The 25,363-nt window shown below is 70.7% G+C and carries 25 protein-coding genes and 1 pseudogene; 9 read left to right on the top strand and 17 right to left on the bottom strand.

Annotated elements, in window-relative coordinates; genetic code table 11:
• Window positions 1–41: 41 nt before the first annotated feature.
• Entirely contained in the window at window positions 42–1,337 is a 1,296-nt protein-coding gene (entS, locus tag ADL12_RS06290; RefSeq protein WP_079051863.1) for an enterobactin transporter EntS, read from the bottom strand.
• A complete protein-coding gene (locus tag ADL12_RS06285) occupies window positions 1,334–2,659 on the bottom strand; it encodes a salicylate synthase (protein ID WP_062699375.1) in 1,326 nt (441 codons plus the stop codon). Before ADL12_RS06285 ends, entS begins: the two co-directional genes overlap by 4 nt.
• Before the next feature lie 149 nt (window positions 2,660–2,808).
• Here ADL12_RS06285 and ADL12_RS06280 point away from each other — a divergent pair, with 149 nt between their 5' ends.
• The 3 genes from ADL12_RS06280 to ADL12_RS06270 are packed head-to-tail and all read left to right on the top strand — an operon-like array spanning window position 2,809 to window position 6,561.
• The gene (locus ADL12_RS06280; RefSeq protein ID WP_062699373.1) at window positions 2,809–4,437 is read left to right on the top strand and encodes a (2,3-dihydroxybenzoyl)adenylate synthase; all 1,629 of its coding nucleotides are present in this window, start codon (window positions 2,809–2,811) and stop codon (window positions 4,435–4,437) included.
• A complete protein-coding gene (locus tag ADL12_RS06275; RefSeq protein WP_062699371.1) occupies window positions 4,427–5,491 on the top strand; it encodes a FecCD family ABC transporter permease in 1,065 nt (354 codons plus the stop codon). Before ADL12_RS06280 ends, ADL12_RS06275 begins: the two co-directional genes overlap by 11 nt.
• Window positions 5,488–6,561 carry a FecCD family ABC transporter permease gene (locus ADL12_RS06270; RefSeq protein ID WP_062699369.1) on the top strand — a complete coding sequence of 358 codons (1,074 nt, stop codon included), beginning with the start codon at window positions 5,488–5,490 and terminating at the stop codon, window positions 6,559–6,561. The genes ADL12_RS06275 and ADL12_RS06270 overlap by 4 nt, the downstream gene beginning before the upstream one ends.
• A gap of 2 nt (window positions 6,562–6,563) precedes the next feature.
• Here the strand turns inward: ADL12_RS06270 and ADL12_RS06265 are convergent, their stop codons facing one another.
• Window positions 6,564–7,535 carry a hypothetical protein gene (locus ADL12_RS06265; protein ID WP_062699367.1) on the bottom strand — a complete coding sequence of 324 codons (972 nt, stop codon included), beginning with the start codon at window positions 7,533–7,535 and terminating at the stop codon, window positions 6,564–6,566.
• 241 nt (window positions 7,536–7,776) lie between these two features.
• On the opposite strand from ADL12_RS06265, the gene ADL12_RS06260 reads away from it, so the two are divergent.
• A complete protein-coding gene (locus tag ADL12_RS06260; RefSeq protein ID WP_062699365.1) occupies window positions 7,777–7,992 on the top strand; it encodes a heavy-metal-associated domain-containing protein in 216 nt (71 codons plus the stop codon).
• 66 nt (window positions 7,993–8,058) lie between these two features.
• Window positions 8,059–10,314: a heavy metal translocating P-type ATPase gene (locus ADL12_RS06255; RefSeq protein ID WP_062699363.1), complete on the top strand. Its 2,256-nt coding sequence runs from the start codon at window positions 8,059–8,061 to the stop codon at window positions 10,312–10,314.
• A 55-nt stretch (window positions 10,315–10,369) separates the two neighbouring features.
• On the opposite strand, the gene ADL12_RS06250 is transcribed toward ADL12_RS06255, so the two are convergent.
• The gene (locus tag ADL12_RS06250) at window positions 10,370–10,822 is read right to left on the bottom strand and encodes a phospholipase (RefSeq protein WP_062699361.1); all 453 of its coding nucleotides are present in this window, start codon (window positions 10,820–10,822) and stop codon (window positions 10,370–10,372) included.
• Window positions 10,823–11,087: 265 nt separating this feature from the next.
• On the opposite strand from ADL12_RS06250, the gene ADL12_RS06245 reads away from it, so the two are divergent.
• Window positions 11,088–12,155 (top strand): glycerophosphodiester phosphodiesterase family protein, encoded by a 1,068-nt coding sequence (locus ADL12_RS06245; protein WP_062699359.1) that lies wholly within the window; start codon window positions 11,088–11,090, stop codon window positions 12,153–12,155.
• A gap of 183 nt (window positions 12,156–12,338) precedes the next feature.
• Here the strand turns inward: ADL12_RS06245 and ADL12_RS06240 are convergent, their stop codons facing one another.
• The 8 genes and pseudogenes from ADL12_RS06240 to ADL12_RS06205 all read right to left on the bottom strand — a co-directional run.
• Window positions 12,339–12,947: a hypothetical protein gene (locus ADL12_RS06240; protein WP_062699409.1), complete on the bottom strand. Its 609-nt coding sequence runs from the start codon at window positions 12,945–12,947 to the stop codon at window positions 12,339–12,341.
• 5 nt (window positions 12,948–12,952) lie between these two features.
• Entirely contained in the window at window positions 12,953–13,819 is an 867-nt protein-coding gene (locus ADL12_RS06235) for a carbohydrate ABC transporter permease (RefSeq protein ID WP_208614481.1), read from the bottom strand.
• Complete coding sequence (locus tag ADL12_RS06230; protein ID WP_062699358.1) at window positions 13,816–14,760, bottom strand: carbohydrate ABC transporter permease; 945 nt, start codon at window positions 14,758–14,760, stop codon at window positions 13,816–13,818. The genes ADL12_RS06235 and ADL12_RS06230 overlap by 4 nt, the downstream gene beginning before the upstream one ends.
• Window positions 14,757–16,040, bottom strand: a complete 1,284-nt coding sequence (locus ADL12_RS06225; RefSeq protein ID WP_062699356.1) for an ABC transporter substrate-binding protein — start codon at window positions 16,038–16,040, stop codon at window positions 14,757–14,759. Before ADL12_RS06225 ends, ADL12_RS06230 begins: the two co-directional genes overlap by 4 nt.
• Before the next feature lie 63 nt (window positions 16,041–16,103).
• Window positions 16,104–16,856 carry a cupin domain-containing protein gene (locus tag ADL12_RS06220; protein WP_062699353.1) on the bottom strand — a complete coding sequence of 251 codons (753 nt, stop codon included), beginning with the start codon at window positions 16,854–16,856 and terminating at the stop codon, window positions 16,104–16,106.
• Window positions 16,850–17,788, bottom strand: a complete 939-nt coding sequence (locus tag ADL12_RS06215) for a DUF6807 domain-containing protein (RefSeq protein ID WP_062699351.1) — start codon at window positions 17,786–17,788, stop codon at window positions 16,850–16,852. The genes ADL12_RS06220 and ADL12_RS06215 overlap by 7 nt, the downstream gene beginning before the upstream one ends.
• The gene (locus ADL12_RS06210; RefSeq protein ID WP_062699349.1) at window positions 17,785–18,900 is read right to left on the bottom strand and encodes a Gfo/Idh/MocA family protein; all 1,116 of its coding nucleotides are present in this window, start codon (window positions 18,898–18,900) and stop codon (window positions 17,785–17,787) included. Before ADL12_RS06210 ends, ADL12_RS06215 begins: the two co-directional genes overlap by 4 nt.
• A 337-nt stretch (window positions 18,901–19,237) precedes the next feature.
• Window positions 19,238–19,498 (bottom strand): annotated as a pseudogene (locus tag ADL12_RS06205) (transposase); the annotation flags it as partial.
• A 76-nt stretch (window positions 19,499–19,574) separates the two neighbouring features.
• Between ADL12_RS06205 and ADL12_RS49720 the strand changes: the two are divergent.
• Window positions 19,575–19,763 carry a hypothetical protein gene (locus tag ADL12_RS49720; RefSeq protein WP_244187790.1) on the top strand — a complete coding sequence of 63 codons (189 nt, stop codon included), beginning with the start codon at window positions 19,575–19,577 and terminating at the stop codon, window positions 19,761–19,763.
• Between the two features lie 198 nt (window positions 19,764–19,961).
• On the opposite strand, the gene ADL12_RS06200 is transcribed toward ADL12_RS49720, so the two are convergent.
• Window positions 19,962–20,765: a VOC family protein gene (locus ADL12_RS06200; RefSeq protein WP_062699405.1), complete on the bottom strand. Its 804-nt coding sequence runs from the start codon at window positions 20,763–20,765 to the stop codon at window positions 19,962–19,964.
• Window positions 20,766–21,159: 394 nt separating this feature from the next.
• Between ADL12_RS06200 and ADL12_RS06195 the strand changes: the two genes are divergently transcribed.
• Both ADL12_RS06195 and ADL12_RS06190 read left to right on the top strand, forming a co-directional pair.
• Window positions 21,160–21,636, top strand: a complete 477-nt coding sequence (locus ADL12_RS06195) for an Hsp20/alpha crystallin family protein (protein WP_062699345.1) — start codon at window positions 21,160–21,162, stop codon at window positions 21,634–21,636.
• Between the two features lie 113 nt (window positions 21,637–21,749).
• A complete protein-coding gene (locus ADL12_RS06190) occupies window positions 21,750–22,001 on the top strand; it encodes a DUF5133 domain-containing protein (RefSeq protein ID WP_062699343.1) in 252 nt (83 codons plus the stop codon).
• 239 nt (window positions 22,002–22,240) lie between these two features.
• Here ADL12_RS06190 and ADL12_RS06185 read toward each other — a convergent pair whose 3' ends face one another.
• The 4 genes from ADL12_RS06185 to ADL12_RS58330 form a co-directional block, all read right to left on the bottom strand.
• The gene (locus ADL12_RS06185) at window positions 22,241–23,083 is read right to left on the bottom strand and encodes a hypothetical protein (protein WP_062699342.1); all 843 of its coding nucleotides are present in this window, start codon (window positions 23,081–23,083) and stop codon (window positions 22,241–22,243) included.
• A 289-nt stretch (window positions 23,084–23,372) separates the two neighbouring features.
• Window positions 23,373–23,651 carry a hypothetical protein gene (locus ADL12_RS06180; RefSeq protein WP_062699340.1) on the bottom strand — a complete coding sequence of 93 codons (279 nt, stop codon included), beginning with the start codon at window positions 23,649–23,651 and terminating at the stop codon, window positions 23,373–23,375.
• Between the two features lie 78 nt (window positions 23,652–23,729).
• Window positions 23,730–24,326 carry a YceI family protein gene (locus ADL12_RS06175; RefSeq protein WP_062699338.1) on the bottom strand — a complete coding sequence of 199 codons (597 nt, stop codon included), beginning with the start codon at window positions 24,324–24,326 and terminating at the stop codon, window positions 23,730–23,732.
• Between the two features lie 443 nt (window positions 24,327–24,769).
• A complete protein-coding gene (locus ADL12_RS58330) occupies window positions 24,770–25,348 on the bottom strand; it encodes an alpha/beta fold hydrolase (protein ID WP_425265067.1) in 579 nt (192 codons plus the stop codon).
• Between the last annotated feature and the right edge of the window lie 15 nt (window positions 25,349–25,363).

Genomic DNA, 25,363 nt, shown 5'->3' with positions numbered 1-25,363 from the left:
GGTTCTCCGCCCTGTCGTACGAGGCTGTGCCAGTGGGCCCGTCAGTCGGCTGCCGGAGAGGCCTCGGCGGGCGCCGCCCGCTCGTCCCCGTCGGCGTCCGGTGGCCGGCTGAGCGTGGCCTTGCGCAGTCCCGGCATCGCGAGGGCCAGGGCCCCCAGGCCCGCCAGACAGACCACTCCCCCGAGCACCACGGCCCCGCTCGACGAGCCGAGCGCCTTGGCCACCAGACCGGCCTCGACGTTGCCGACGGAGGGTCCTGCGGTGGCCTGGGCGAGCCACAGGCTGCCGACCCGGCCCTGGAGCCGGTCCGGCGTGTAGTGCTGGAGCAGGGCCCGGCGCAGGATCTCCGAGGCGGTGTCGCCGAGGCCGGCCAAGGCCAGGAAGACCAGCGCGAGCCCCAGATTGGGACTGAGCCCGAAGCAGGTGATCGCCACGCCCCACACCGCGACCGCGCCGATCAGCGCCCGGCCGGTGTGGTGCACCCGGCCGGTCCAGCCGCTGGTCAGCGCGCCGAAGAAGGAGCCGACCGCGGGGGCGGTGTAGAGCAGGCCGACAGTGGACGGGCCGCCGCCGAAGTGCTCGGTGCCGAGTTCGGGAAAGAGTGCGTACGGCATCGCGAAAACCACCGCGCACACGTCGATCAGCAGCAGTCCGGCCACGACCTGGTTGCCGCGCAGGAAGCGCAGCCCCTCCCCCATCGCCTTCAGCGGATGCTGCGCCTCGGCCGGCCCCTCGGGGGCGAGCTTCGGCAGCGGGGCGAGCAGCGCGAGTCCTACGACGTATATGGCCGCGTCGATCGCGAAGCACCAGGCGACGCCGGGCCCCGCCGCGATCACGCCCGCGAGGGACGGGCCGACCATGCCGCCCAGTTGGGCGGTCAGGGTGGTCAGCGCGCCCGCCGCGGCCAGCTGCCCGGGCGCCACCAGGGCGGGCGTGGCGGCCATGAGGGCCGGACCGCCCAACCCGGCGGTGAAGCCCGCCAGTACGGCCGCCACGAAGACGAACCACACCTGCGGGTCGGGCAGCGCCGCGTTCACCGCGAGGCCCGCGATCACCACCGCGGTCACGGCCCGGGTGACGAGCATGACCTTGCGCCGGTCGGCCCGGTCGGCGAGCAGGCCGCCCGTGACCAGACCGACCAGCAGCGACAGGCCCAGCACCAGGCTCATCAGGCCCACTTGGACCGACGATCCGGTCAGCGTGTAGATCTGCAGGCTGGCCGCCACCGAGGTGAGGTGCGTGCCGACCATGGAGATCGCCTGGGTGGCGAACACCAGCCTGAAGTCCTTGCCGGCGCGCAACGGCGCTACGTCGACGACCACTTCTCCCAGCTTCACGCGCGCCCCTGACCCTGTGCGGGGACGACGTACGGCGCGACGCTGCGGAGCTTCTCGCAGGTCTCCTCCAGCTCCCGGGCCGGGGTCGAGCCGGCGAGGATGCCGGCGCCGGCCCGCAGCCAGGTGCGGCCGTCCTCCTCGAAGATGCTGCGCAGCACCAGGGCCGCATCGAGGGCTCCGTCGCTGCCGGCCCGCAGCACCGCCCCGCTGTAGATGCCGCGCGGTTCCTTCTCCAGCCGGGCGATGCAGTCGTACGCCGGGGCCTTGGGGATCCCGGAGGCGGTCACGGCGGGGAACACCGCCCGCAGGGCGTCCCAGGCGGTGGCGGACTCGGCCAGCAGGCCGTGCACGCTGGAGCCGAGGTGCTGCACGCTGCCGCGTCGGCGGACGCTGAGCAGGTCGCGTACCGAGACCGTGCCCGGCCGGCAGACGGTGGCCATCTCCTCCTCCGCGAGCTTGACCGACAGCACGTGTTCGGAGATCTCCTTGGGATCGGCGAGGAGTTCGGCGCGCAGGCGCTCGTCCTCCTGCTCGCCGAAGCCGTGTGCACGGGTGCCGGCGAGCGGCTGGGTGACGACCTCGCCGTCCGCGCCGACCTCGGCGACGGTCTCGGGGCTGAAGCCGGCGACCCGCCGCCCGCCGAAGTTCAACAGGAAGGAGCGGGCGGGGGTGTTGTGCGAGCGGCCGTGGACGTAGGTGGCGACGAAGTCGACCGGGAAGGGCACGTCGACGGAGCGCGAGAGGATGACCTTCTGCAGGTCGGACGTCCGTATCTCCTCGATGGCCTGGGCCACCATGTCGGGGTAACGGCCGCCGGTGTCCGACACGTCGATGGGGCGGGGTACGGCGGTGCGGTGCGCGTCGGCGCGTTCGAGTAACCCGGTCAGCGCCTCCAGCGTCTCCTGGTCCGCGCTGCGGATCAGGGCGCCTTGCTGACCGAGTCTCACTTCGCTGTGCGGGACCAGCAGATGGAGCAGGTTGTCCTCGCCCGCCCGGTCGGGGCGGTCGGCGTGCAGATGAGAGAACTCGAACGCCATCCAGCCGTAGGCGTTCCAGCCCTCTACGGCCATCCGGTCCAGTTCCTCGTGGACTTGGCGCAGTGGATGCGGCCCGAGGGGGGCTGCGCTCTCTTCGGTGAGCCATCGGCGGCGGATTTCGGAGCGGTCGACCTGGATCTCGCCGAGCACTCCTCCGGCGAACCAGAGGTCGCCGTTCTGTTCGTAGATCACGTACTGGTCGAACAAGCCCGACTCCGCCAGTTGCGCCGCCAACTGGACGGGGTCTCCCGGCAGTTCCGTCTCCGCGCTCCGATAACGCAGCAAGGACCTACCTCCCTGGACTTAGGTTAACCTAACCTAATTCACGACAGACCCTAGCCCCCACGGCGCGGCGCCGTCCAGATCACCCCTCCAGGCTTGACCCCGATGCATGATTAGGCAAGCCTTTCCTAAACAGCAGGCGGGAGTTGAGCATGCTCGACGGGTGGGTGCCCTGGCCGGAGCCGTTGGCCGAGAAGTACCGCGCAGAGGGCTACTGGGAAGGCCGGCCGCTGGACCGGCTGCTGCGGGAGAGCGCCGAGCGCGCGCCCCGGCGGACCGCGCTCGTGGACGCCGGCGGCAACCGGTGGACGTACGCCGAACTCGACCTGCGCGCCGACCGCATGGCCGCGGGGCTGCGGCGGCTCGGCATCGGCGACGGCGACCGCGTGGTCGTCCAACTGCCCAACACCGACGCCTTCGTGGTGCTCTTCTTCGCGCTGCTGAGGGCGGGTGCGATACCCGTGCTCACCCTGCCCGCGCATCGCGAGAGCGAGATCGTGCATGTCGCCGAGGTGTCCGGCGCCATGGCGTACGCGATCCCGGATCTGCACGACGGCTTCGACCACCGCGTACTCGCCCGGGCCCTGCGCAAGGCGGTACCCGGCGTAGAGCATGTGCTGGTGGCGGGCGACGCCGCGGAGTTCACCGCGCTCGCCGACCTCGACGCCGCCCCGGTCCCGCTGCCCGAAGCCGACCCCGGTGACGTGGCCGTACTGCTGCTGTCCGGCGGCACGACCGGCAAGCCCAAGCTCATCCCGCGCACCCACGACGACTACGTGTACAACGTCCGCGCGAGTGCCGAGGTGTGCGGCTTCGACGGCGACACCGTCTATCTGGTGGTGCTGCCGACCGCGCACAACTTCGCCCTCGCCTGCCCCGGTCTGCTCGGCACGCTGATGGCGGGCGGCACCGTCGTGCTCTCCCCCACGCCCAGCCCCGAGGACGCCTTCGCGCTGATCGAGCGCGAGAGGGTCACCGCCACCGCCGTGGTCCCGCCGATCGCGCTGCTGTGGCTGGACGCGGTGGAGTGGGAGGAGGCCGACCTGTCCTCGCTGAGCCTGCTCCAGGTCGGCGGATCCAAGCTGGGCGCCGAGCCCGCCGCCCGGGTAGAACCGGCCCTCGGCTGCACGCTCCAGCAGGTCTTCGGCATGGCCGAGGGCCTGCTCAACTACACCTGGCTCGACGATCCGCCCGAGCTGGTCATCGGCACCCAGGGCCGCCCGCTGTCCCCCGCCGACGAACTCCGCGTGGTCGACGAGGACGATGACGACGTACCACCCGGCGAGCGCGGCGAGTTGCTCACCCGCGGCCCCTACACCCTGCGCGGCTACTACCGCGCCCCCGAGCACAACTCCCGCGCCTTCACCACCGACGGCTACTACCGCACCGGCGACCTCGTCCGGGTCCTGCCCTCCGGGCATCTGGTCGTCGAAGGCCGGGCCAAGGACCAGATCAACCGGGGCGGCGACAAGATCTCCGCCGAGGAGCTGGAGAACCACATCCTCGCCCACCCCGGCGTGCACGACGCGGCCGTGGTCGGCATGCCCGACGAGACGATGGGCGAGCGTACCTGCGCCTACCTCGTCCCGCGCGAACAGGCCCCGGCCCAGCAGGAGTTGGCCGCTTTCCTCACCGAGCGAGGGGTCGCCGCGTATAAGCTCCCCGACCGGGTGGAGGTCGTCGAGGCTTTTCCACGGACCTCGGTAGGCAAGATCGACAAGAAGGCGCTCGGCCGACTGATCGCCGATCGCCTCCGCGCGGAGGGCATTGGTGGCAACTGAGGCCGGTACGGCCCCTCTTGTACAGACGAACAAGACGAACAAGCAGTCCCCCAGGCGCCGGAACTCGACCCGCACTCTGGCCGTGCTCGGCGCCCTGCTCCTGCTGCTGACCGCCGTCATGCTCAGCCTCGCGGTCGGCTCGCGCGCCCTGGCGCCGTCCGTCGTGGTCGACGCGCTGCTGCACGACGACGGGTCGACCGCGGCCTCGGTGATCTGGGACGTCCGCGTGCCGCGCACCCTGGCCGGCATCGCGGCCGGCGCCGCGCTCGGCGTCGCGGGCGCGCTCATCCAGGCGCTCACCCGCAACCCGCTGGCCGATCCGGGACTGCTCGGCATCAACGCGGGCGCCGCCACCGGAGTGGTGCTGTCCCTCACCGCGCTGGGCATCACAAGCCTGTGGGCGTCGGTGTGGTTCGCCATGGTGGGCGCGGTGGTGGCGGGCCTACTGGTGTACTCGCTGGCCTCGGGCGGTCGCGGCGGCGCCACTCCGGAGCGGCTCGCCCTCGGCGGTGCGGTGGTCGCCGCCGTGTTCACCGGCATCAGCCAGACGCTGATGCTGCTCGACGCCCAGGCCCTGGACCAACTGCGGTTCTGGAGCGTGGGTTCGCTCGCCCGGGCCGACAGCGAGACCCTGACGACGATCACACCGTTCGTCGTGGTGGGCCTGGTGCTCGCACTGGCACTGGTCCGGCCGCTGAACGCGCTCGCGCTGGGCGACGACGGCGCCCGGGCGCTGGGCGCGCATGTGGACCGGACCCGCTTCCTCGGCCTCGCGGCCATGACGCTGCTGTGCGGCGCGGCGACCTCGGCCGTCGGGCCGCTGGTCTTCGTCGGCCTCGCCGTCCCGCACATCGCCCGCATGATCGCCGGCGCCGACCAGCGCTGGACACTGCCGCTGTCCATGCTGCTGGCGCCCGCCCTGCTGCTCTTCGCGGACGTCCTCGGCCGGGTCGCCGTACGCCCCGACGAACTCGACGCGGGCGTGGTCACCGCGGTGGTCGGCGCACCGGTGTTCATCGCCCTGGTCCGCTACCGCAGGGCGGTGACGTCATGACGACCCAGGCGCCGGCCGGCACCGGTCCGCGTACCCGTTCACATGTCGTACGGAGCCGCTCGCACCGCTTCTCCCTACGGGTGGACGTGCGCGCCATGACGGTCTGCGTGCTGGTGCCGGCCGCCACCGCCGCAATCGGCGTCCTCGCGCTCGGCACCGGCGAGTACACGATCACCCCGGCGGACGTGGTCCGCACGCTCCTGGGCAACGGCAGCCCGCGCACCGACTTCGTGATCAACGACCTCAGACTGCCCCGCCTGATCACCGGCATCCTGGTCGGCGCGGCGCTCGGCCTGAGCGGCGCCCTCTTCCAGAGCCTGACCCGCAATCCGCTGGGCAGCCCGGACATCGTGGGCTTCACCTACGGCTCGGCCACCGGGGGCCTGCTGATCGTCCTGCTCGTCGGCGGCACCGGCGGGCAGATCGCCGTCGGGGCGGTGGGCGGTGGCCTCGCGACCGCGGTGCTCGTGTACGTGCTGGCGTGGCGGCAGGGTATTCACGGCTACCGGCTGGTGCTGGTCGGGATCGGGGTGAGCGCCCTGCTCCAGGGGGTCAACGCCTATCTCCTGGCCAAGGCCCGGTTCACCCAGGCCGCGCAGGCGATGGTGTGGCTCAACGGCAGCCTCAACGGCCGGGGTTGGCAGGACGTCCGCCCGGCCGCCCTGGGCCTGCTCGTGGTGCTGCCGCTGGTGGCGCTCGCCGCGAGCCGGCTGAAGATCCTGGAGATGGGCGACGACGTGGCGGGCGGGCTCGGGGTGCCGGTCCAGCGCACCCGGCTGGTGATCCTGGTGCTGGCCACGGCGGCCTGCGCGGTGGCCACCGCCGCGGCCGGCCCGATCCCGTTCGTGGCTCTCATCGCCCCCCAGCTGGCCCGCCGCCTCACCCGGGCGCCCGGGCCCAACCTCCTCGCGGCCACCTGCACCGGAGCATTCCTCGTGGTCACCGCCGACTTCGCGTCCCAACGCATCCATGATTCGGCCCAGTTGCCGGTCGGCGTGGTGACCGCGGTCGTCGGCGGGGTGTACCTGGGGCTGCTGCTGCGCAGGCAGCGGCGGGTGGGGCGGATCTGACGTCAGTGTCCGTGGCCGGGCTCGTCCTCGCCCGAGTGCGCGTCCGAGGGCGCGTCCGTGGTAGCGGTCGCCGCTCCGGCCCGGACGGTGAACGCCGCCGTGTGCACCTCGCCTTGGTGCTTGAAGTCGAGGAACAGGCGGTACATGCCGCTGCTCGGTGCCGTGGCCATGAACGAGATCTCCGGGCCGGGCTTCGTCGTGCCGTCGCCGGGTTCGCCGTTGGGGTGGACATGGAGGTACGCGAGGTCGCCGGAGCGCAGGGCGACCAGGTGGCCGTAGGCGCCGAGGTAGGGCTGGAGGTTCGTGACGGGGCGGCCGTCTCGCGAGACCTTCAGCTTCAGCTCGCTCTCCTTGCCCGGGAGCAGGCCGCCGTCCAGACGGACCTCGTAGCCGTGGATCTTCGCGGTGGAATTCGGTGCGGGCAGCTTCTGCGGCTCGTAGGAGCCTGCGGCCGCGAGATCCGCCCCGAGCGTGAGGTTCTCGGCGCCCTTCTCGGCCGGGGTGAAGTCGGCGAAGACGCGGTAACCGCCCGCGCGGGGCAGCTCGACGGGGATGCTCCAGGTGCCGTCGGCGGCGCGGGTGGGGTGCAGGTGGCGGTAGGTGACCAGGTCGTGTGAGGCCACGATGAGGTGCAGTTCCTTCTCGTGCTCGCGCTGGTATGCGGTGACGGCTCGGCCGCCGCTGTCGCGGATGACGAAGCTCAGGTCGGAGCGGGTCCCGGCGGTGACGCTCGGGGTCCTCAGGTCGAGGGTGTAGCCGTCCTCGGAGATCTGCAGGCCGCCGGCCGGCTTCGTCTCGTGCCCGCCGTGGCCGCCGCCTCCCTCCGTTTTCGGTGCCGGCTCGCTGTGGCTGTCGTGGCGGGCGGGCGCGGGGTCCTCGACCACGGGGTCGAAGCCCGTGCCCACGCCGTACGCGGTGCCGAAGGTCGCGGCCAGTGCGGCGGCGAACGCGGTGATCTTCAGTCCGGCATGCATGGTGGTCTCCTGCGGGTCAGGTCTTCGATACGGGGCTCTCGATACGAGCTCTCATGCGGGCTCTCCATGCGAGGCTCTCAATGCAGCTCACCATACCCCTGGGGGGTATGAAGTCAACCCCACTCCGGCGCTTGCGTTCGGTACCCCATAGGGGTATACAGGACTCCAGCAAGGATACCCCCGCCCCGTATCAGGGGATCGCTCGGGGTCGCCCTGAACCCGGACTCCGCAGGAGGAACCCATGTCCACCACCACCTACGCCGTCTCGGGCATGAGCTGCGCGCACTGCAAGGCCACGCTCACCAAGGTCATCGGCGAGCTGGACGGCGTCACCGAGGTCGGTGTCGATCTCGCGAGCGGCCAGGTCACCGTCACCAGCGCCACCGAGCCCGACGACGCCCTGATCGCCGAGGTCGTCGACGAGGCCGGCTACGAGCTGACCGGCCGCGCAGCCTGACCCGCCCCCCGAACCGCCCGTGCCCGGCCGCCCCGGGCTCCGGGCCCACCCCGCACAGGAGCAGCGATGACCACCACCGCGTCCCAGCCCACCACCGAGGTAGAGCTCGCCATCGGCGGCATGACCTGCGCCTCGTGCGCGGCACGCATCGAGAAGAAGCTGAACCGCATGGACGGGGTGAACGCCACCGTCAACTACGCCACCGAGAAGGCGAAGGTCAGCTACGGCAGTGACGTCTCCGTCCAGGACCTGATCGCCACCGTCGAGGCGACCGGGTACACAGCAGAGGAACCCGCGCCTCCGGTGCGGGACGCGACCGAGAGCCGGGACGAGGACGACGGACTACGGCCGCTGCGGCAGCGGTTGGTCACCGCCGTGACGCTGGCCGTCCCCGTCATCGCGATGGCCATGATCCCCGCCCTGCAGTTCGAGTACTGGCAGTGGCTGTCGCTCACCCTGGCCGCGCCCGTCGTGACGTATGCCGCCTGGCCCTTCCACCGGGCGGCGTTCACCAATCTGCGGCACGGTGCGGCCACCATGGACACGCTGATCTCGGTCGGTACGTCGGCCGCGTTCCTGTGGTCGCTGTGGGCGCTGTTCCTCGGCACCGCGGGCGAGCCGGGCATGACGCACCCCTTCGAGCTGACGATCTCCCGCAGTGACGGCGCCGGGAACATCTACCTGGAGGCGGCGGCCGGCGTCACCGCGTTCATCCTGGCCGGCCGCTACTTCGAAGCCCGCTCCAAGCGCAAGGCGGGCGCGGCCCTGAAGGCCCTGCTGGAGCTGGGCGCCAAGGACGTCACCGTCCTGCGCGCGAACGGCACCGAACAGACCGTCCCCGTCACGGAGTTGAAGGTCGGCGACCGGTTCCTGGTGCGTCCCGGCGAGAAGATCGCCACCGACGGGACGGTCGTCGAGGGCTCCTCCGCGGTGGACGCCTCGATGCTCACCGGCGAGTCCGTGCCGGTCGAGGTGGCCCAGGGCGACCCGGTCACCGGCGCCACGATCAACGCGGGCGGCCGGCTCGTCGTCGAGGCCACCCGCGTGGGCGCCGACACCCAACTCGCCCGGATGGCCAAGCTGGTGGAGGACGCGCAGAACGGCAAGGCCGCGGCACAGCGGCTCGCGGACCGCATCTCCGCCGTCTTCGTGCCGATTGTGATCGCCCTCGCGCTGGGCACCCTCGGCTTCTGGCTCGGCAACGGGGCCGGGCCGGCCGCCGCCTTCACCGCCGCGGTCGCCGTACTGATCATCGCCTGCCCGTGCGCCCTGGGCCTGGCCACGCCGACCGCACTGATGGTCGGCACCGGTCGTGGCGCCCAGCTCGGCATCCTGATCAAGGGTCCGGAGGTGGTGGAGTCCACGCGCAAGGTCGACACGATCGTCCTCGACAAGACGGGCACCGTGACCACCGGCCGGATGACCCTGCTGGCCGTGCACACCACCGACGACACCGACGAGGCCGAAGTCCTGCGGCTCGCGGGCGCGTTGGAGCATTCCTCCGAGCACCCGATCGCGCGTGCCGTGGCCGACGGGGCGCTGGAGAAGCTGGGTTCGCTGCCGACGCCGGAGGACTTCGCGAACGTGCCCGGCCTCGGGGTACAGGGCGTCGTGGACGGCCACGCGGTGCTCGTGGGCCGGGAGCGACTGCTCGCCGACTGGGCCATGGAGCTGCCGGAGGAGCTCCGACAGGCCAAGTCCGAGGCCGAGGCGTCCGGTCGTACCGCCATCGCGGTCGCCTGGGACGGTGAGGCACGGGCGGTCCTGGAGGTCGCCGACGCGGTGAAGGAGACCAGCCCGGAGGCGATCCGTCGGCTGCGTACCCTCGGCCTCACGCCGATCCTGCTGACCGGCGACAACAAGGCCGTCGCCCACGCCGTCGCCCGCGAGGTCGGCATCGCACCCGAGGACGTCATCGCCGAGGTGCTGCCGCAGGACAAGGCCGAGGTCGTCAAGCGGCTGCAGGGCGAGGGCCGTTCGGTCGCGATGGTCGGCGACGGTGTCAACGACGCGGCCGCCCTGGCCCAGGCCGACCTGGGTCTGGCAATGGGCACCGGCACGGACGCCGCGATCGAGGCCGGCGACCTCACCCTGGTGCGCGGCGACCTGCGCGCCGCCGCCGACGCCATCCGGCTCGCCCGCCGGACGCTCGGCACCATACGGTCGAACCTGTTCTGGGCCTTCGCCTACAACGTCGCCGCCCTGCCGCTCGCCGCGGCCGGACTGCTCAACCCGATGATCGCCGGCGCGGCCATGGCGTTCTCCTCGGTCTTCGTCGTCGCCAACTCGCTGCGCCTGCGGTCGTTCCGGGCGGGGAGCTGATTCCTGAGGGGGGCACCGCTCAAGCGGCGCCCCCCTTTGCCTCTCGGCGGGTATCTCAGCCGAACGCCTTCACGGCCTGGTAGTAGGTCCACGCCGTGCTGTTGCAGGCGGTCTTCGTCCCGCCGCTATAGGTGGCGCACACGCGCTTGAGGTCCTCGTAGAAGGCGCTGTCGAGGCGGGACTTGTTGGCGTCGAAGGCACCCAGCGCCTTGTAGTTGCGGTAGCCGAAGTCGTGCCGGGCGCAGGACGTGGCGAAGGGGAAGCCGAAGGGGTTGTCGGGCGAGGAGGAGCAGTAGTCCGTGGACCAGTCGAACGCGTACGCGGCCCAGGCGGACTGATGGGCGCGGGCGGCGACCCAGGCGTTGTAGCTGGACACGCTGGTCTGGGTCCAACTGGCCAGTACCTGGGGCTTGTCGGCGGGAGCGGCGTCGGCGGCCGGGGCGGTGGCGACGACGGCCGCGAGGGAGAGGGCTGAAGCGGCAAGACCGGTGACGAGTGCGCGGCGCATTCCACACCTCCATGAGGCTGCGGCCCGCCCGTCGGGCCGCAGGTTCATGACAAGATGATGGACACCCGAACGGCCCTTTCACACCGCATGCGGCCTAATGCCCCCTTAACTCTTGGACATGCCAGGAGATCGGCGGATGAACCCGGCGGGGCGCCGCCGAGAGCCGTTCTCCGAGCATTCATGGCGCCCTCACGTCACGGCAGTTGAGCCCGCCCGCGGTCGAACTAGCTTCTACTGGTCACGATCCGACACGAGTGAGGTTTCGATGTCCGCACGGCACGCCCTCGCCGGCCTGGCGCTGGCCACGCTGCTCGCCTCTCCGACGGCCGCTCACGCCACGCCGTACGCCGGCTCCGGCGTACCGCCGCAGAAGACCCACTTCGGCCTCCAGGCCCACCGCGGCGGCATCGGCATGACGACCGAGTCGACCCTGGAGGGCTTCGGCAAGGCGCTGCGCCTCGGGGTCTCCGCCCTTGAGCTGGACACCCAGGTCACCAAGGACGAGAAGGTCGTCGTCACGCACGACCGGCAGGTCAGCGTACAGAAGTGCAAGGACACCGGACCGGTCACACCGGATGACCCGATGTACCCGTATGTCGGCAAGTACATCAAAGATCTGACGCTTGATCAGATCAAGACGATGGACTGCGGTTACCAGCGGCTGCCCGGCTTCCCCGATCAGGAGCAGATCAAGGGCGCCCGGATGGTCGAACTCAGGGACGTCCTGAACCTGGTGAAGGGCTACCGCGCGAAGGGCGTGACGCTCAACATCGAGACCAAGGTCGAGGCGGGCGCGCCCGAACAGACCGCCCCGCGGGAGCTGTTCGTGCGCCGGGTGTTCGAGGAGATCCGCCGCTCGGGCATCGAGCGCCAGGTCACCATCCAGTCCTTCGACTGGGGCGCGTTGAAGGCGATGCACAAGCTGGCGCCGAGGTGGCCGCTGGTCGCGCTCACCAACCACGACTTCCTCCAGGTCGGCAAGCCCGGCGCCTCCCCGTGGCTCGGCGGGATCGACGCCGACGACTACGACGGCGACTTCGTGAAGGCCGCCGCCACCGTCCCCGGCGTCAGGGCCCTCTCCCCCAACTACGGCTTCCCGCAGAGCGGCAAGGTCGGCGACCCGGGCTTCCGCTTCTACCCCGACCGGACGATGATCCGCGAGGCCCACGCACGCGGCCTGAAGGTCGTCCCGTGGACCTGCGACGACCCGGCCACGATCGAGGCGCTGATGGACCTGGGCGTCGACGGCATCATCACCAACTACCCCGATCGGGTAAGGCAGATCATGGCCGACCGCGGCATGCGCCTGCCCAAGCCGTACTACCCGCGCTAGGGCCTGTCCGGCGGATCAGGCTGGCTGCAAGGGACGGCACCTCATCAACGCAGGTGAGCGGGGCCTGGTGCGTCCAGCTGCAAGGCGGAGGAGGGCGCCGACGCGGAGCGTCGGCAACCGACGACAACGCCGCAGATGGGCGTGCCAGGCCCCGCGACGCCGGCATGATCCGCCGGACAGGCCCTAAGCCGCCCGGCTCTCAGCCGCCCCCTCCCTCCTGACGTCCACGGCCGTGACCGCCAGCGCCAGCGGCCCCGGAGCGAGGAACGCGAGCGGCATCAGCATCCAGGCGCACAGGGCGGCGGTCGCCACCGCGAGCAGCACCAGACCGCTGCCGCCCACATCCTGTACGGCGTCCCGGGCGGCCTCGCGCGCCGCCGCACGCCAGTCGGTGAGCGACGCGGGGCGGGCGCAGGCCCTGAGGCCCACGACCAGGGCGGCCGCCCCGATGGCACCGGCCACCACCGCGAACAGCGGCGCCCCCGGCAGCCCGGCCCCGGCCAGCGCCAGATCGGCGGCGAACAGCAGCGCGCCCGCGAGGGCGACGGCGCCTGCCGCGAGATCTCCGGCCCGCAGCCGTCGCCGTAGCAGCTCGAAATATCGCCCGGCGGTGGCCGGTTGCCCCTCCCCCGCGCCCCGCAGCACCGCGCACGCGGTCGACAGCGCGGCCGGGACCGTCACCACGGGCAGGCACACCACCGCTGTCGCGAGGCCGACGCTCAGCATGTCGGCGAACAGGGTCATCCGCGGCCCGAAGACCTCGCCCGGCTCACGCGAAGACACGTCACGCATCCCGCTCACCCCTTGAGTCCGGAGCTGGCCATGCCCTCCACCAGCAGGCGCTGGAAGGCGAGGAAGAACAGCACGATCGGCAGCAGCGCGATCACGGACATCGCGAACATCGGGCCGAACGCCGAGGTGCTGGAGGCGTCCACGAAGGAGCGCAGCGCGAGGGTCAGCGTGAACTTGTCCGGATCGAAGAGGTAGATCAGCTGGGTGAAGAAGTCGTTCCACGTCCAGATGAAGGTGAAGATCGCGGTCGTGATCAGCGCGGGGCGGGTGAGCGGCAGCACCACCTTGAAGAAGCTGCGGAAGGGGCCGCAGCCGTCGATGCGGGCCGCCTCCTCCAGCTCGCGCGGCAGTCCGCGCATGAACTGCACGATGAGGAAGACGAAGAAGGCTTCCGTGGCGAGGAACTTCGGCAGGATCAGCGGCCAGTAGGTGTTCACCAGGCCGAGCTGGTTGAAGATGATGTACTGCGGGATCAGCACCGCGTGGTGCGGCAGCATGATCGTCGCGATCATGAAGGCGAACAGCGGTCCGCGGAAACGGAAACGCAGGCGTGCGAAGGCGTACGCGGCGAGCGAGCAGCTGATGACGTTGCCGAGGACCGCGCCGCCCGCGATCAGCAGCGAGTTGGACAGCAGTCGCCAGATGGACACGTCGTTCACGCCGTCCAGGGCGGTGGAGTAGTTCGACCACTCCAGGTGGCTGGGCAGCAGGTCGAAGCTCGCGATGACCTCATCGGCGGGCTTGAGCGAAGTCGCCAGCAGCCAGGCCAGCGGGTACAGCATGACCAGCAGTGCGGTCAGGGAGCCGACATGCAGGGCGATCCGGCCCCAGGCAACCGGCTTACGGACAACCGGAGTTGTGGTGATGGTCATCGCTCCCCCTCGGAGGCGTAGAAGACCCAGGAGCGCGAGGTGCGGAACAGCACCGCCGTGACGCCGCCGATGACGAGCAGCAGCACCCAGGCCATGGCGGAGGCGTAGCCCATGTGGGAGGCGACGAAGCCGCGGTCGTAGAGGTAGAGGGTGTAGACGAGGGTCGAGTCGGCGGGGCCGCCCTTGCCGGCGCTGAGCGCGAAAGCGGGCGTGAAGACCTGGAAGGCCTGGATGGTCTGGAGCACGAGGTTGAAGAACAGCACCGGGGACAGCATCGGCACCGTGACGGACAGGAACTGCCGCAATTTCCCCGCTCCGTCGACCGCCGCAGCCTCGTACAGCTCGCCCGGGATCTGCTGCAGGCCGGCCAGGAAGATGACCATCGGCGCCCCGAACTGCCACACCGTCAGCAGTGCCACGGCGAGCAGCGCCCAGCCGGGCTTGTTGACCCAGCCGCCGGTGCCGAGCAGGTTGTCGACCGTGCCGCCGTCATTGAAGACCGCTCGCCAGACGAGGGCGATGGACATGGAGGCGCCCAGCAGTGAAGGGGCGTAGAACGCCGACCGGTAGAAGCCCTTGCCGCGTTTCATGGACTTCAGGGCGAGCGCGACGACTAGGGCGAGCGCGAGTTGCAGGGGCACGGCGATGACGACGTACGTCAGCGTGGTCAGCACCGATCGCCAGTAGCGCGGGTCCTCGGTGAACATCTGGACGTAGTTGCGCAGGCCCACCCAGCGCGGCGGGTTGAACAGGTCGTAGTCGGTGAAGGACAGGTACAGCGACACGGCCATCGGGAGCAGCGTCAGGACGATCGCGCCGAGCACCCACGGGGACAGGAACACCCAGGCGGGGCCCTGGCTTTCACGCTTGGGGCGACGCTTCGGGGCTGTGCTGGTTCCCGGTTTCCTGGCGGCGGGCGCGGGGATGTCGGTGGTGGTCATGACCTCAGCTCCGCCTTCGCCTCGGTGACGTAGTTCTCGGCCGCCTCGCGCGGCGACATGCGCTCGTAGGACACCTGGTCGTAGTCGCGCTGGAAGGTGGCCTGCAGGGCGTTGTCGCCCGAGGGCGGGGCCTGCGGCGGGTCCTTGAGGGAGCCCTCCAGCAAGGCCTGGTAGTCGGCGATCGTCCGGTCGAAGTCCTTGAGTTGCGGCTCGATCGCCTCGCGGACGGACTCGTTGACGGGGATGCCGCGGGTGGCGCCGAGGATCTTCGCCGCCTGCTGGTCGTTGATGAGGAAGTCGACGAGCTGTGCGGCCTCCTTCGGATGACCGGTGTTGGCTCCGACGCCCAGGAACATCGACGGCTTGAAGTACTGACCGGGGGTGCCGTCCTCGCCGGACGGCATCGGTGCGAGCGCGACGCCGCTCGGTATGAGAGCGAGGAAACCGCTGGCCGGGGCGTCCCAGTTGGCGTCGGCCGTGGCCTCGCCGCGCCCGAGCGGGGTGTTCTCGACGGAGCCGTCGAGCTGGGTGGTCTGCTCGGCGGGCGAGACGACTCCCGCGCGCCGGAGTTCGTCGGTGAAGGTCCACCAGCGGGTCAGGTCGTCGGCGGTGAAGCCGAGCCCGCCGTCCTCGGTGTAGAGGGACTTGCCCTGGCCGCGCAGCCAGACCTCGAAGCAGTCCTCGCTCTGGCCGGGGTCGGTGGCGCCGGGCTTACCGGTCTTCTTCGCCAGGGCCCGCATGGCGTCGGCCCACGCGCTCCAGGTCCAGCTCCTGCCCGGCAGCGGCACGCCGGATGCCTTCCACGCCTTGACGTCATAGGCGACGGTCTCCGTGCCACGGCCCTGGGGGATGGCGTACTGCGTGTCGTCCAGCCGGCCGGTGGAGAGCAGACCCGGGTCGATCTCACCGGTGCGCAGTACGGCCTTCTGCCTGGCGAGATCGAGCAGGACGCCGCCGGAGGCGTACTGGTCGATCTGCCGGTAGTCGAGCTGCATCACGTCGGGGGCGTCGCCGCCGGCGGCCTGAGTGGCGAGCTTCTGCTTGTAGGCCTCGTACGCCGAGAACGACGTCTGCACCTGGATGTTCGGGTGCTGTTTCTCGAACAGGGCGACGGCCTGCTCGGTGCGCTCCGCGCGGTCGGGGTTGCCCCACCACGTGTAGCGCAGCACGACCTTGCCGCCGCCGACCGACTCCCCGGATCCGCCGCAGCCCGCCAGCATCGCGCAGAGCGCTAGTGCGGCGGCCGACGCGCAGAACCCCTTTGTCCTGTGTCCGGGCATGCCGAGGTCACCTCTTCTCTCCTCGAAACCTTCTGTTGGCCCCCCTCGGCCCCCCTTGACCTGTTACTCGCCGCCGTACGGCAGCGTCGTCCCCGGCAGGTTGTACTCGTCCCGGCGGCCGCACATGCCGAAGCCGCCGAGCCTGGTGGGGGCGGCCTCGTACGCGGTCGCGTCGGAGAGATACGCCGGTTCGCCCGCCTCCAGCGCATCGAGCTGGGCGCCCGTGCGCTCGACGGTGGCCAGCGCACCCGCCCGCCACAACTCCCGCCAGTTCGGCACCTTCGCACGCACGAGGCGGGCGGCGGCGCGCTGGAATTCGAGATACGGGCCGCTGTCACCGACGACGAGCGCCTCGCGCAGGGCGAGATACCCCTCTACGGCGAGATCCCTGCGCCGGCGTGCTGCAGCCGCCGTCTCCGCTCCCGTACCGGGCGGGATCGCCGCAGCCGCCACGTACTTGTCGGGGTCGGCGAGCACCTCGGGCGGGAAGGTGAAGACGGCGTCCCCGGCCTCGGGCAGCCCGCTGTTCTGCATCAGCACCGTGATGCGCAGGTCGCCGCCCTGGACCATACGGTGCACGGTCCCGGGCACGAACCAGGCGATGGAGCCCGGCTCCAGGGGAATGTCCCGGTAGCCGTCGGGGCTCAGCGTCTGCACGGCACCCCGGCCGCCGGTGACGACGTACGCCTCCGTGCACACCAGGTGCAGATGCGGGCTGCCACCGCACACACCGTCGGCGGCCTCCCAGTCGTAGGCGCTGAGGTGGGACAGGCCTACGGCGCCGGGCAGCGGGTGGGGAAGGTTCGGCTTCACCACGGCAGCCCCTCCAGGTGCGCGGCCACCCGCTCCCGGTCCCAGGCGCCGTCGGCGAAGACGACGCGGTACCGGTAGGCGAAGGACTCGCCCGGCGGCAGCTCGAACTCCTCGAAGAACGCCCAGGAGAACGCCACCGTCGGGATCGGCTCGGAGCGTACGAACCAGTGGGACTCGTGGATCGCGGCGTTCCCGTCGAGGTTCTCGGGCGCGTGCGCGAAGACGAGCGTGGAGTGCCCGTCGATGTCGTCGTGCTCGGTGGTGAAGGCCAGCCACGGGCCCTGCGTGCCCATCAGCTTGCCCGCGTCCGCGCCGGCTCCCCCGTCGAGGTCGGGGCCGAAGGCGGTGCCGCCGGTGAAGTCCCGGGGTCCGCGCCACTGGAGTCCGGTGTAGCCGGCCATCTCGCGGCCGGCGGTGGTGGGCGAGCCGAAGGCCAGTGGCTCGGCACGGAGGTTGGTGAGCCGGATCGACCAGTCCAGGGCCCAGGCACCGGCCGCCTCGTCCACCGAGTGGACGGTCAGTCCGCGCACCTCGCTCGCCCACTCCTCGCCGCCGTTCTCCACCCAGGTGAGCTCCTCGGTGAAGGCGAGCCGGTCGTCCTCGGCCGCGAAGTCGGCGAAGCCGTCGTGCCGCATGGAGCCGACCCGCTCGGGCAGGGCGAGGTAACCCTCGCCGTGCACATAGCAGTTGCCGCCCCAGAAGTTCTGCCCGGACAGATGGCTCGCCGTCATCTGCAGGCCCTTGTGCCAGCGGTGGTCGCTGGGCCGGTAGCCGGTCACGGTGTGCCCGGCCAGGGTGCGCACGGGGTGGGCGTAGGGCTTGCGGGACTCGAAGGGCTCCGGGTCGGGGCGGTAGACGTAGCGGAGGATCTCCGTGCCGTTGGCCGCCTCGACGGCGATGTGGTCGCCGTGGACGTGGGTGACGCGGATGGTCATGCGCGCTCCTTGGGGGCCCAGTGGGGGTGGTCGCCGTGCATGGCCGGGTAGAAGGGGTCACCGGGCGCGATCTCGCCCGCGAGCACCGGCCGGCCTGTGAACGCGGCCTTGTAGAGGGCTACCGCGAAGTCGAGGGTGACCCGGGCGTCGGGGCCGCTGCCGGGCGGTCGGACACCGTTGTCGTAGGCGTCGAGGAGGGCGCCGAGCTGCGCCGTGTGCGAGCTGGGCAGGTCCGCCGAAGGAGTGCGCCAGGCGGTGGCGCGCTCGGAGGGGACGTGCGGGGCCGGGGTGTAGACCCAGTCGTCGTTGCGGTGGCCGTACAGGTGGGTGAGCTCGACCGTCGCGTCGGCGCAGTCGATACGGATGCGGCTCACCTCGTGCGGGGAGAGCACGCTGTTGACGACGGTGGCGAGGGCGCCGTTCTCGAACCGCACGAGGGCCGTCGAGACGTCCTCGCTCTCGGTGTCGTGGACCAGGCGCGCGGCCATGGCCCGGATCTCCGCCCACGGGCCGAGCAGATGCAGCAGCAGGTCGAACTGGTGGATGCCGTGCCCCATCGTCGGCCCGCCGCCCTCGGTGGCCCACCGCCCGCGCCACGGCACCGCGTAGTACGCGGCGTCACGGTGCCAGGTCGTCTGGCAGTGCGCGACCAGCGGGGCCCCCAGCTCACCGCCGGCGATCAGCTCACGGGCATGCACGGCCCCGGAGCCGTACCGGTGCTGGAAGACCACGGACGCGTACGCGCCCGACGCCTCCTCGGCCGCCGCGATGTCGTCGTACTCGGCGAGCGACAGACACAGCGGCTTCTCGCACAGCACCCAGGCGCCCGCCTTGAGCGCGGCGACCGTCTGCTCCCGGTGCAGCGACGGCGGCGTACCGATCAGGACCAGGTCGGGGCGTACGGCGTCCAGCATGTCGCCCGTCGAGGTGTACCCGGCGACGTCCTCGCCCGCGAGCTCCCGGAAGGCGTCCAGCCGGGCCTGGTCCACGTCGACCGCGGCGACCAGCTCCACCCGGTCGGCGTGGTGTCTCAGGGCGGGGAGATGGCTGCCGCTGACGATGGCGCCGGTGCCGATCACGGCGACGCGACGGCGGGCGGTGCTTGGGGACATGCAGTTCTCCTCGGACGGCCGGCGGACAGCCCGCTTCAGAAAGCGCTTGCACTTCGAGGCGACCCTAGGCAGGGACCGAATGTCAGGACAACCCCTCTGCGGCGACATGAGCAAAGCCTGACCCGTTCGGCTCGGCCCACGTTCCGCACGCTCCCCTTCTCGACCGCCGCTCAAACGAACGAAGATCACCGAAGGGTCCGGAGCCGAGCCGTGCTTCAACTCGGGCTCGGTGAGCGGCCGTTGACAGGGTGCGGGATCCGCGTCACGGTGATGACTCGTCGTGCCCAGGAGGTCACCCATGGCAGCAGCCGGCACCGATACCGATTTACTGATCGTTTCAGAATGAGGTTCGGAGGCGGCGGAGGCATATGAGGCTGCAGGCCAGTTCGAGCAGGCCCTGGTGGAGATCGGCGCGTCGTTCGTAGCGGGTGCGGAGCCGTTTGAACTGGTGCAGCCAGGCGAAGGCGCGCTCGACCACCCAGCGCACCTTGCCCAGTCCGGAGCCGTGGGCGACGCCGCGTCGGGCGATCAGGGGTTTGATGCCGCGCTTCCACAGCAGGCGGCGGTACTTGTCGAAGTCGTAGCCCCGGTCGGGGTGGCGACGGCGCCGTTCGGCGACCGGCATCGACCGCAGTCAGGTCTCCAGCGAGTTCACCGAACACGCCAAGGAGGAGATGCAGCACGCAATACGGGCCGCGGAACGGGTCTCGCAACTCGGCGGAGATCCAATCGTGATCTCCACCTACCAGGACATCATCCGGTGGCTGGGAAACTCCGACCCGACCATCCGGTGGCTCATGGATTCGATCCTCGAGGAAGAAGAGGAACACGCCGACGACATCATCTACCTCCTCGGCAGCTGATCATGCCCTGACGCCGATGAGTCCGGGCGAGGACGCATCCGGCACGCGGCCCGCTGCAGGCGGCGACCTCCCAGAGACGCGCTGTCGGCACCCCCACACTCCCCTCGGCTCCATCGGGCGTTCGCCAACCTCGTACACCCCAGGCTTGATGGCGGCGGACGGACGCGCAGACCGGTACAGCAACTCGCAGGCGGGACGTCAGCGTTCCCGGCGTGAGGTGAGCGTGAACTGGGCGCCGTCGGGGTCACGCAGCACGGCCTCCTGCTCGCCCTCCCCCAGGACGCTGCCACCATGCTTCTCCGCGGCCCGGGCGCACTGGCCCACATCGTCCACGGCGAAGTGAACCTGCCAGTGCGGCCGGACCGAGGGATCGGGCGGCGTCTCCACCGAGCCCGACTCGATGCGGGCCACGATGTCTCCTCGGCTGCGCAGTAGCACTTCGCCTCCCGCGTACTCGACCTCGCAGCAGCCGGGCAGTCCCGAGGCCCAGTCCAGGATCTCGCCGTAGAAGATGGCGGCGTCGAAGGCGTCACGGGTGTGGAGAGTGATGAACGTCGGTGCCGCCTGCCGCCACGCCTCCCACTCGGTGACGAGTTTGCCCTGCCATATCCCGAAGGTGGCCCCGTCGCGGTCGGCGAGCAGTGCAGCTCGTCCGGGAGGGAAGGAGAGCGGCCCGACTGCCACGGTGCCGCCGCGCTCCTGGGTGCGGGCCGCGGCCTCGTCCGCGTTCTTCACGGCGAAGTAGGGTGTCCAGGCCGCAGCCATCTGCCACATGGTGGCCACCGCTGCGATCCCCGCGACGGGCACCCCGTCCGCCAGCGCGGTCCGGAAATGGTCGCCCAGTCTGGCCTTGCGGCATCGCCAGCCCAGCACGGACCCGTAGAAGTCCTGCATGGCGTCGAGGTCGCGGCTGGTCAGGCTCACCCAACACGGCGCGCCGAACACGGAATGTGTGAAGACGACGTCCGCCGCGTCGGCGGAGTGTGCCGTGCCGTGATTCATGGCCATCGTGTCCTGGTCGTACGCCGGCAACCACTGCTCTCTACTTCAGTGTCCAACCCAAGTTCCAGTCCTGCACATCGCCTGGCGCCAGAGGAGCGCCTGTGGCGAGGTTCGCGGCTGCCACCCGCCCGGCGCACACCGCTCGTCCGGGGCATGTCGTTGGTACTGCTGTGGCAGCACAGCGACACAGCACAGGCGCGCAGTACACGAAGTTGCGGGCACAGCTGCAGCATGTCCTGGCGCGCAGCGAGTCGGCGTTCATGGTGCGCCTGGGCGTTTCCGCTGATGAGAACGGTGTGAACGGGCGATCATCGGCGGCCCAGTCGCCCGGTTCGGCGGGGATGGGCACGATGGAGAGTGACCGAATGGCCCACTCTCGCGGAGGTGAACCGCGATGACGCTGCCCGTACGACACCGGCCCGGCAGCCTGCTGGAGAGGTCGTTCCCCGGCTTCGGATGGGGTGAACCCATCGCCGCCGAGTTCGAGGATCTGTTCGAGCGCATGAACCGGCTGCTGCAAGGCGCCACCGCCGCTCCCGCCGCACTGGCCTGGTCGCCCGCGGCGGACATGCGGGAGACCGACGACGCCTACGTGATCGAGGCGGACCTGCCTGGCGTCAAGCGGGACGACATCGACATCGAGATGAGCGAGCGGGAGCTGCGCATCACGGGGGAGTACAAGGAGCGGGAGCGTGAGGGCGTCCTGCGCCGCAGTACCCGCCGCACCGGCCGTTTCGAGTACCAGGCCCTCCTGCCCGCCGATGTCAGGTCCGAGGAGGTCAGCGCCGGCCTGCACGACGGCGTGCTGACCATCACCGTGCCCAAGGCGCAGGCCACCAAGCCGCGGCACATCGAGATCACCGAGTCCTGACCCGCCCGGTGTGTGCCGCAGGGCCGTCGCACGGCAGGGCCCGCGTCTGGGCGCGGCTCTCCCACCTGCCGTGTGGCGGCCGAAACGCCGTACAGGAAGGTGTCGATACGAAGATGCTGATGCCCCACGTCAGGACAGCTGCCGCGGCACTTCGCACCTACCGGTCCGCATGGGCCGCTCTGCTGCGAGATCCGGTGAGCGCGCTCAGCTACCGTCGGCTCGACGACGCCGCCTACACACTCTGCGTCCTCATGGGACAACGCAACGCCGCCGACGCCGCGGCACAGGCCGAAAGTCTTCTCGCCCGCGCCTCGGCGGAGAAGGACAGGCACCGGGCTGAACAGGCGAGGACCGTCATTCGCTGACGTCCATGCTGGGCTCAAGGCCGGTCACCAAGGACACAGAGACCCAGGCCCCGGAGCTGGCCAGCGTTCGGCGAGTGGTGCTGGCTCGTCTACACCGTCCACGGCGATGTGATCGAAGTGCTGGATGTCGGCTGTGCACGGTGAGCCCAGACCCACTCCGGCATGGTTCCCCCAGGCCAGGGCGGCGGCCTTCCGCTTGTCCTCCGTTGCGGCGGCCCCAGCCACGACACACACGGATGTCACGGCGTATTGGGTCGGGACTCGTAGCGCAGGCTGTGGAACCGGCCGTTCTCCTCGCGCCCGGCAGGATCGCCGCCCAGCGCCCGCACCGCCGCGATTGCATACTGTCGTTCCCGCTCGTCCGTGAAGCGGCGCTGGGGATAGGTACGGGTGATATCGAGGGTGGTGCACAGACCGTGCGTGACCAGTGCCCGGACGACCGGGTGGTACGACACCGTCCGCAGCACGAACGCGCTGACCCATACCGGCCGCCGGGCGCAGTCCAACAGTGCCGTGAACGTTCGGTCGGTGATATAGCTGCCGCCGCCCGTCAGCGTGATGAGGCCGACCTCGGCGAGCGCGCGCCGCAGCCTGGGGCTGGGTGGGCCCTGTTCCAGGTCGTCGGTGAAGGCGGCGTCCAGGAGCCCCACCTCGAGCGCGTAGTGCACGGCGGGTGCAGCGATGTCCAGGCCGAAGACCGGCACTGCGTCCGGTCGGCGGCGCTCGGTGTAGAACTCCTTGTCCTGAGCCGCCAGTTCCGCCGTCGACATCGTTTGGCGAGCAGGGGAGGTGTACCGCTCGTACAGCTCCGCCAGCGTGATGTGGTGGTTGAGCAGCGCGGCGTTGATCCCGTACGAGCAGCACACGTCAAGCACCGCCGACCTGTGGGGGCGGCCGTCGTCGAGGGCGGCCCGTTCGGCTGCGGTCTGCCGGAAGACTGGCTGGGCATGGTGCGGGATCTCGTACTCCAGCGGAGCCAGCCGCCCGAAGTATGCGCGGGGGTCCGGGCTGTTGTAGATGTCGTCGAATCGCGACTTGCCGTTCGCCACGCTGTCGGTGCCGCCACAGTCCGACCCGGCCATGCCGTACTCCTCCTCGAACGCATCTGCAGCTCCATCGTGTCTCGCCTCCTGTGTCCCGGGATGTCCGCCACACAGGGGGCATGCACAGCTGCACTCGGTCACTCCGCGCCGCGGCTGCAAGGGCGACTGCGGAGGGTCTCGCTGCAGTAACCGTCGGCCGGACTGCGGACGCCGGGCAGCACCATGGTGGTCGGCCTGGCCCGTTGGACCGCTTGGTCGCCCACGTCATCGGGAATCTCTTGTCCGCAGCGCCTGCACCCCGTGCCCCAAGGGGCAGCCAGTACGCCGATCAAGTCTCGATCACTGCGTCGCAGTCTGGGCAGACCACGGACACGTACTGCGCGGGGTACCAGGGCGTCCCGCCATCCTCGGTGGTCAAGGGGCCTGCTTCCATGGCGAAGGTGTCCTTCCCGCACAGGGTTCGCGGCCCCGTGGCGGCGGGCTCCCCGGGAGCGGTGGGCGCCGCGTGCACCTTGCGGACGTGCTGTCCCTGGGTGCCCGGTATCCCAGGGGAGGGGTGCGCGGGCGCCGGATTGTCGAGCTCGTACACGACAACGATGGTGCCCATGTACCCACCATAGGAGCAGGACGGGCGGATCCCCCTGCAGCCTTGAGGCCGGGTGGCTGTGATCGGCGGGCGCCGCTCTCACGCCTGACCCGTGCGCGGCGGCGATCCGGGGCCGTCCGCCGGCTCGAGCCTGGCCACCTCGAATTCCACCCGAATGTCGTCAGCCAGTCGCAGCGCCCCCAGGAACGCGGTGTAGGGCTTGATCCCCCAGGTGGACTGCGTCACGGTTGCCCAGCCGCGCAATGGCCCGGCGTTGTTTCCCTTGCCGTGCACCGTCACGGGGTGGGTGCGTCCCTTGATAGTGAGCTCACCGGTGATCTCGAAGGACTGCGGGGTACCCGTGATACGGGTGGAACGGAAGGTGATCGTGGGGTGCTCCGCGGTGTGCAGCAGGGCCGTGCCCTCCAGCGTCCGTTTGATCTCGGCCCGGTCGGCGTCGGTGAGTGCCTTCAGCCCGCCGGTTCCTTCCCGGACCTCCAGCGAGCCCGTCTGGACCGTCACATTCACCGAGGACCTGTCAGGGTCACCGACATCCACTACGGCCTCGCCGGACCATCGGGTGGCTTCGATCGTGAGATCGTGGCCCGCGCGGCGTCCCAGTCCGGCACGGCCGGTCTTGATCAAGAGGCGGCCGGTCGACGGCCCGAGTCGGTACGTTCCGTCTGTCAGCGTCACAGCGCCGAGGGTACGGGCGGATCCGGCATACGGCGTCGACGCGGTCTGGTCGGCGTGTCCCCTATGGGGCGAGCTGGGCCGACCGCACGTCGCTGGTGGAAGAACGGCGATGTCGCCTGCTGCGAGTGCACCGGCTACCGCGTCTCCTGTCCGGCACATCCCGGGGAAGCAGGTGACACGGGTGGGCTACACGGAGGCGGGAGTCGTCGAGATTTCCAGTCGGACCGGCCGAGGGCAAAGGGATCGTCCATTCAGCCGCTGCCCGTCAACACGAGATCGGCCACCGCCTTGGGATCGTCGGACATCGGCGAGTGCCCGCAGCCCTTCAGACTGACGTGATGTGCTTGCGGCAGCCGCCGCGCACTCGTCGGGCCTGGTGCGGAGGCGTCAGCAGGTCATGCGTGCCCCACGCGATCGTGACGGGCACCTTGGGGCGAAGCTCGTCAGCCGATACGTGCGGACCGCCCGCCGTGTCGCCTCGAATCCCGGCGAGCGAGCCAAGTTGTGCAGCGCGTCGCGGGCGGCGGGTACGGGGATGGCCCACGGCCGCGCGGCAAGTTGCCAGAACGCGAGCGTGCGCCCCACTGGATTGCCCGCCACCAGGTGAGTACGACGACGGTCGACTGCGCGCGCCAACATGCCCGCCAACCGAAGCGAGCCGGTCGTGTAGACAGCTTCCGGTCGAGTCCACAGGCCGACCGGGGAGAGTGCCGTGGCGCTGCCGACGGCGTCGGCACGGCCATTTCGATCGCGACAGCACCGCCGAGCGAGTTCCCCACCACCGGTAGGTGCCCGAGGCCAGCGGCACGGAGCCAGGCAGTGACTGCTTCGGCCGGCGCCCCAACCGTGGGGGTCGTCCCCTGCGGAAGTGGAGGGCTGTCACCGAAGTCAGGCAGGTCGACGGACACAACCTCGCGCTCGCGGGAGAGGCGGTCAACAACCGGGCCCCACCCCTCCCGATCCAGTTGCTGGATCACCACGAGCACCGGCCCGCCGCCCCGGCTTCTGTGCGCAAGCTCCATGCCCAGACGCCGGTA

It is taken from the genome of Streptomyces regalis, assembly GCF_001509475.1.
GTDB lineage: Bacteria > Actinomycetota > Actinomycetes > Streptomycetales > Streptomycetaceae > Streptomyces > Streptomyces regalis.
This window is presented reverse-complemented; position numbering and strand designations above follow the sequence as displayed.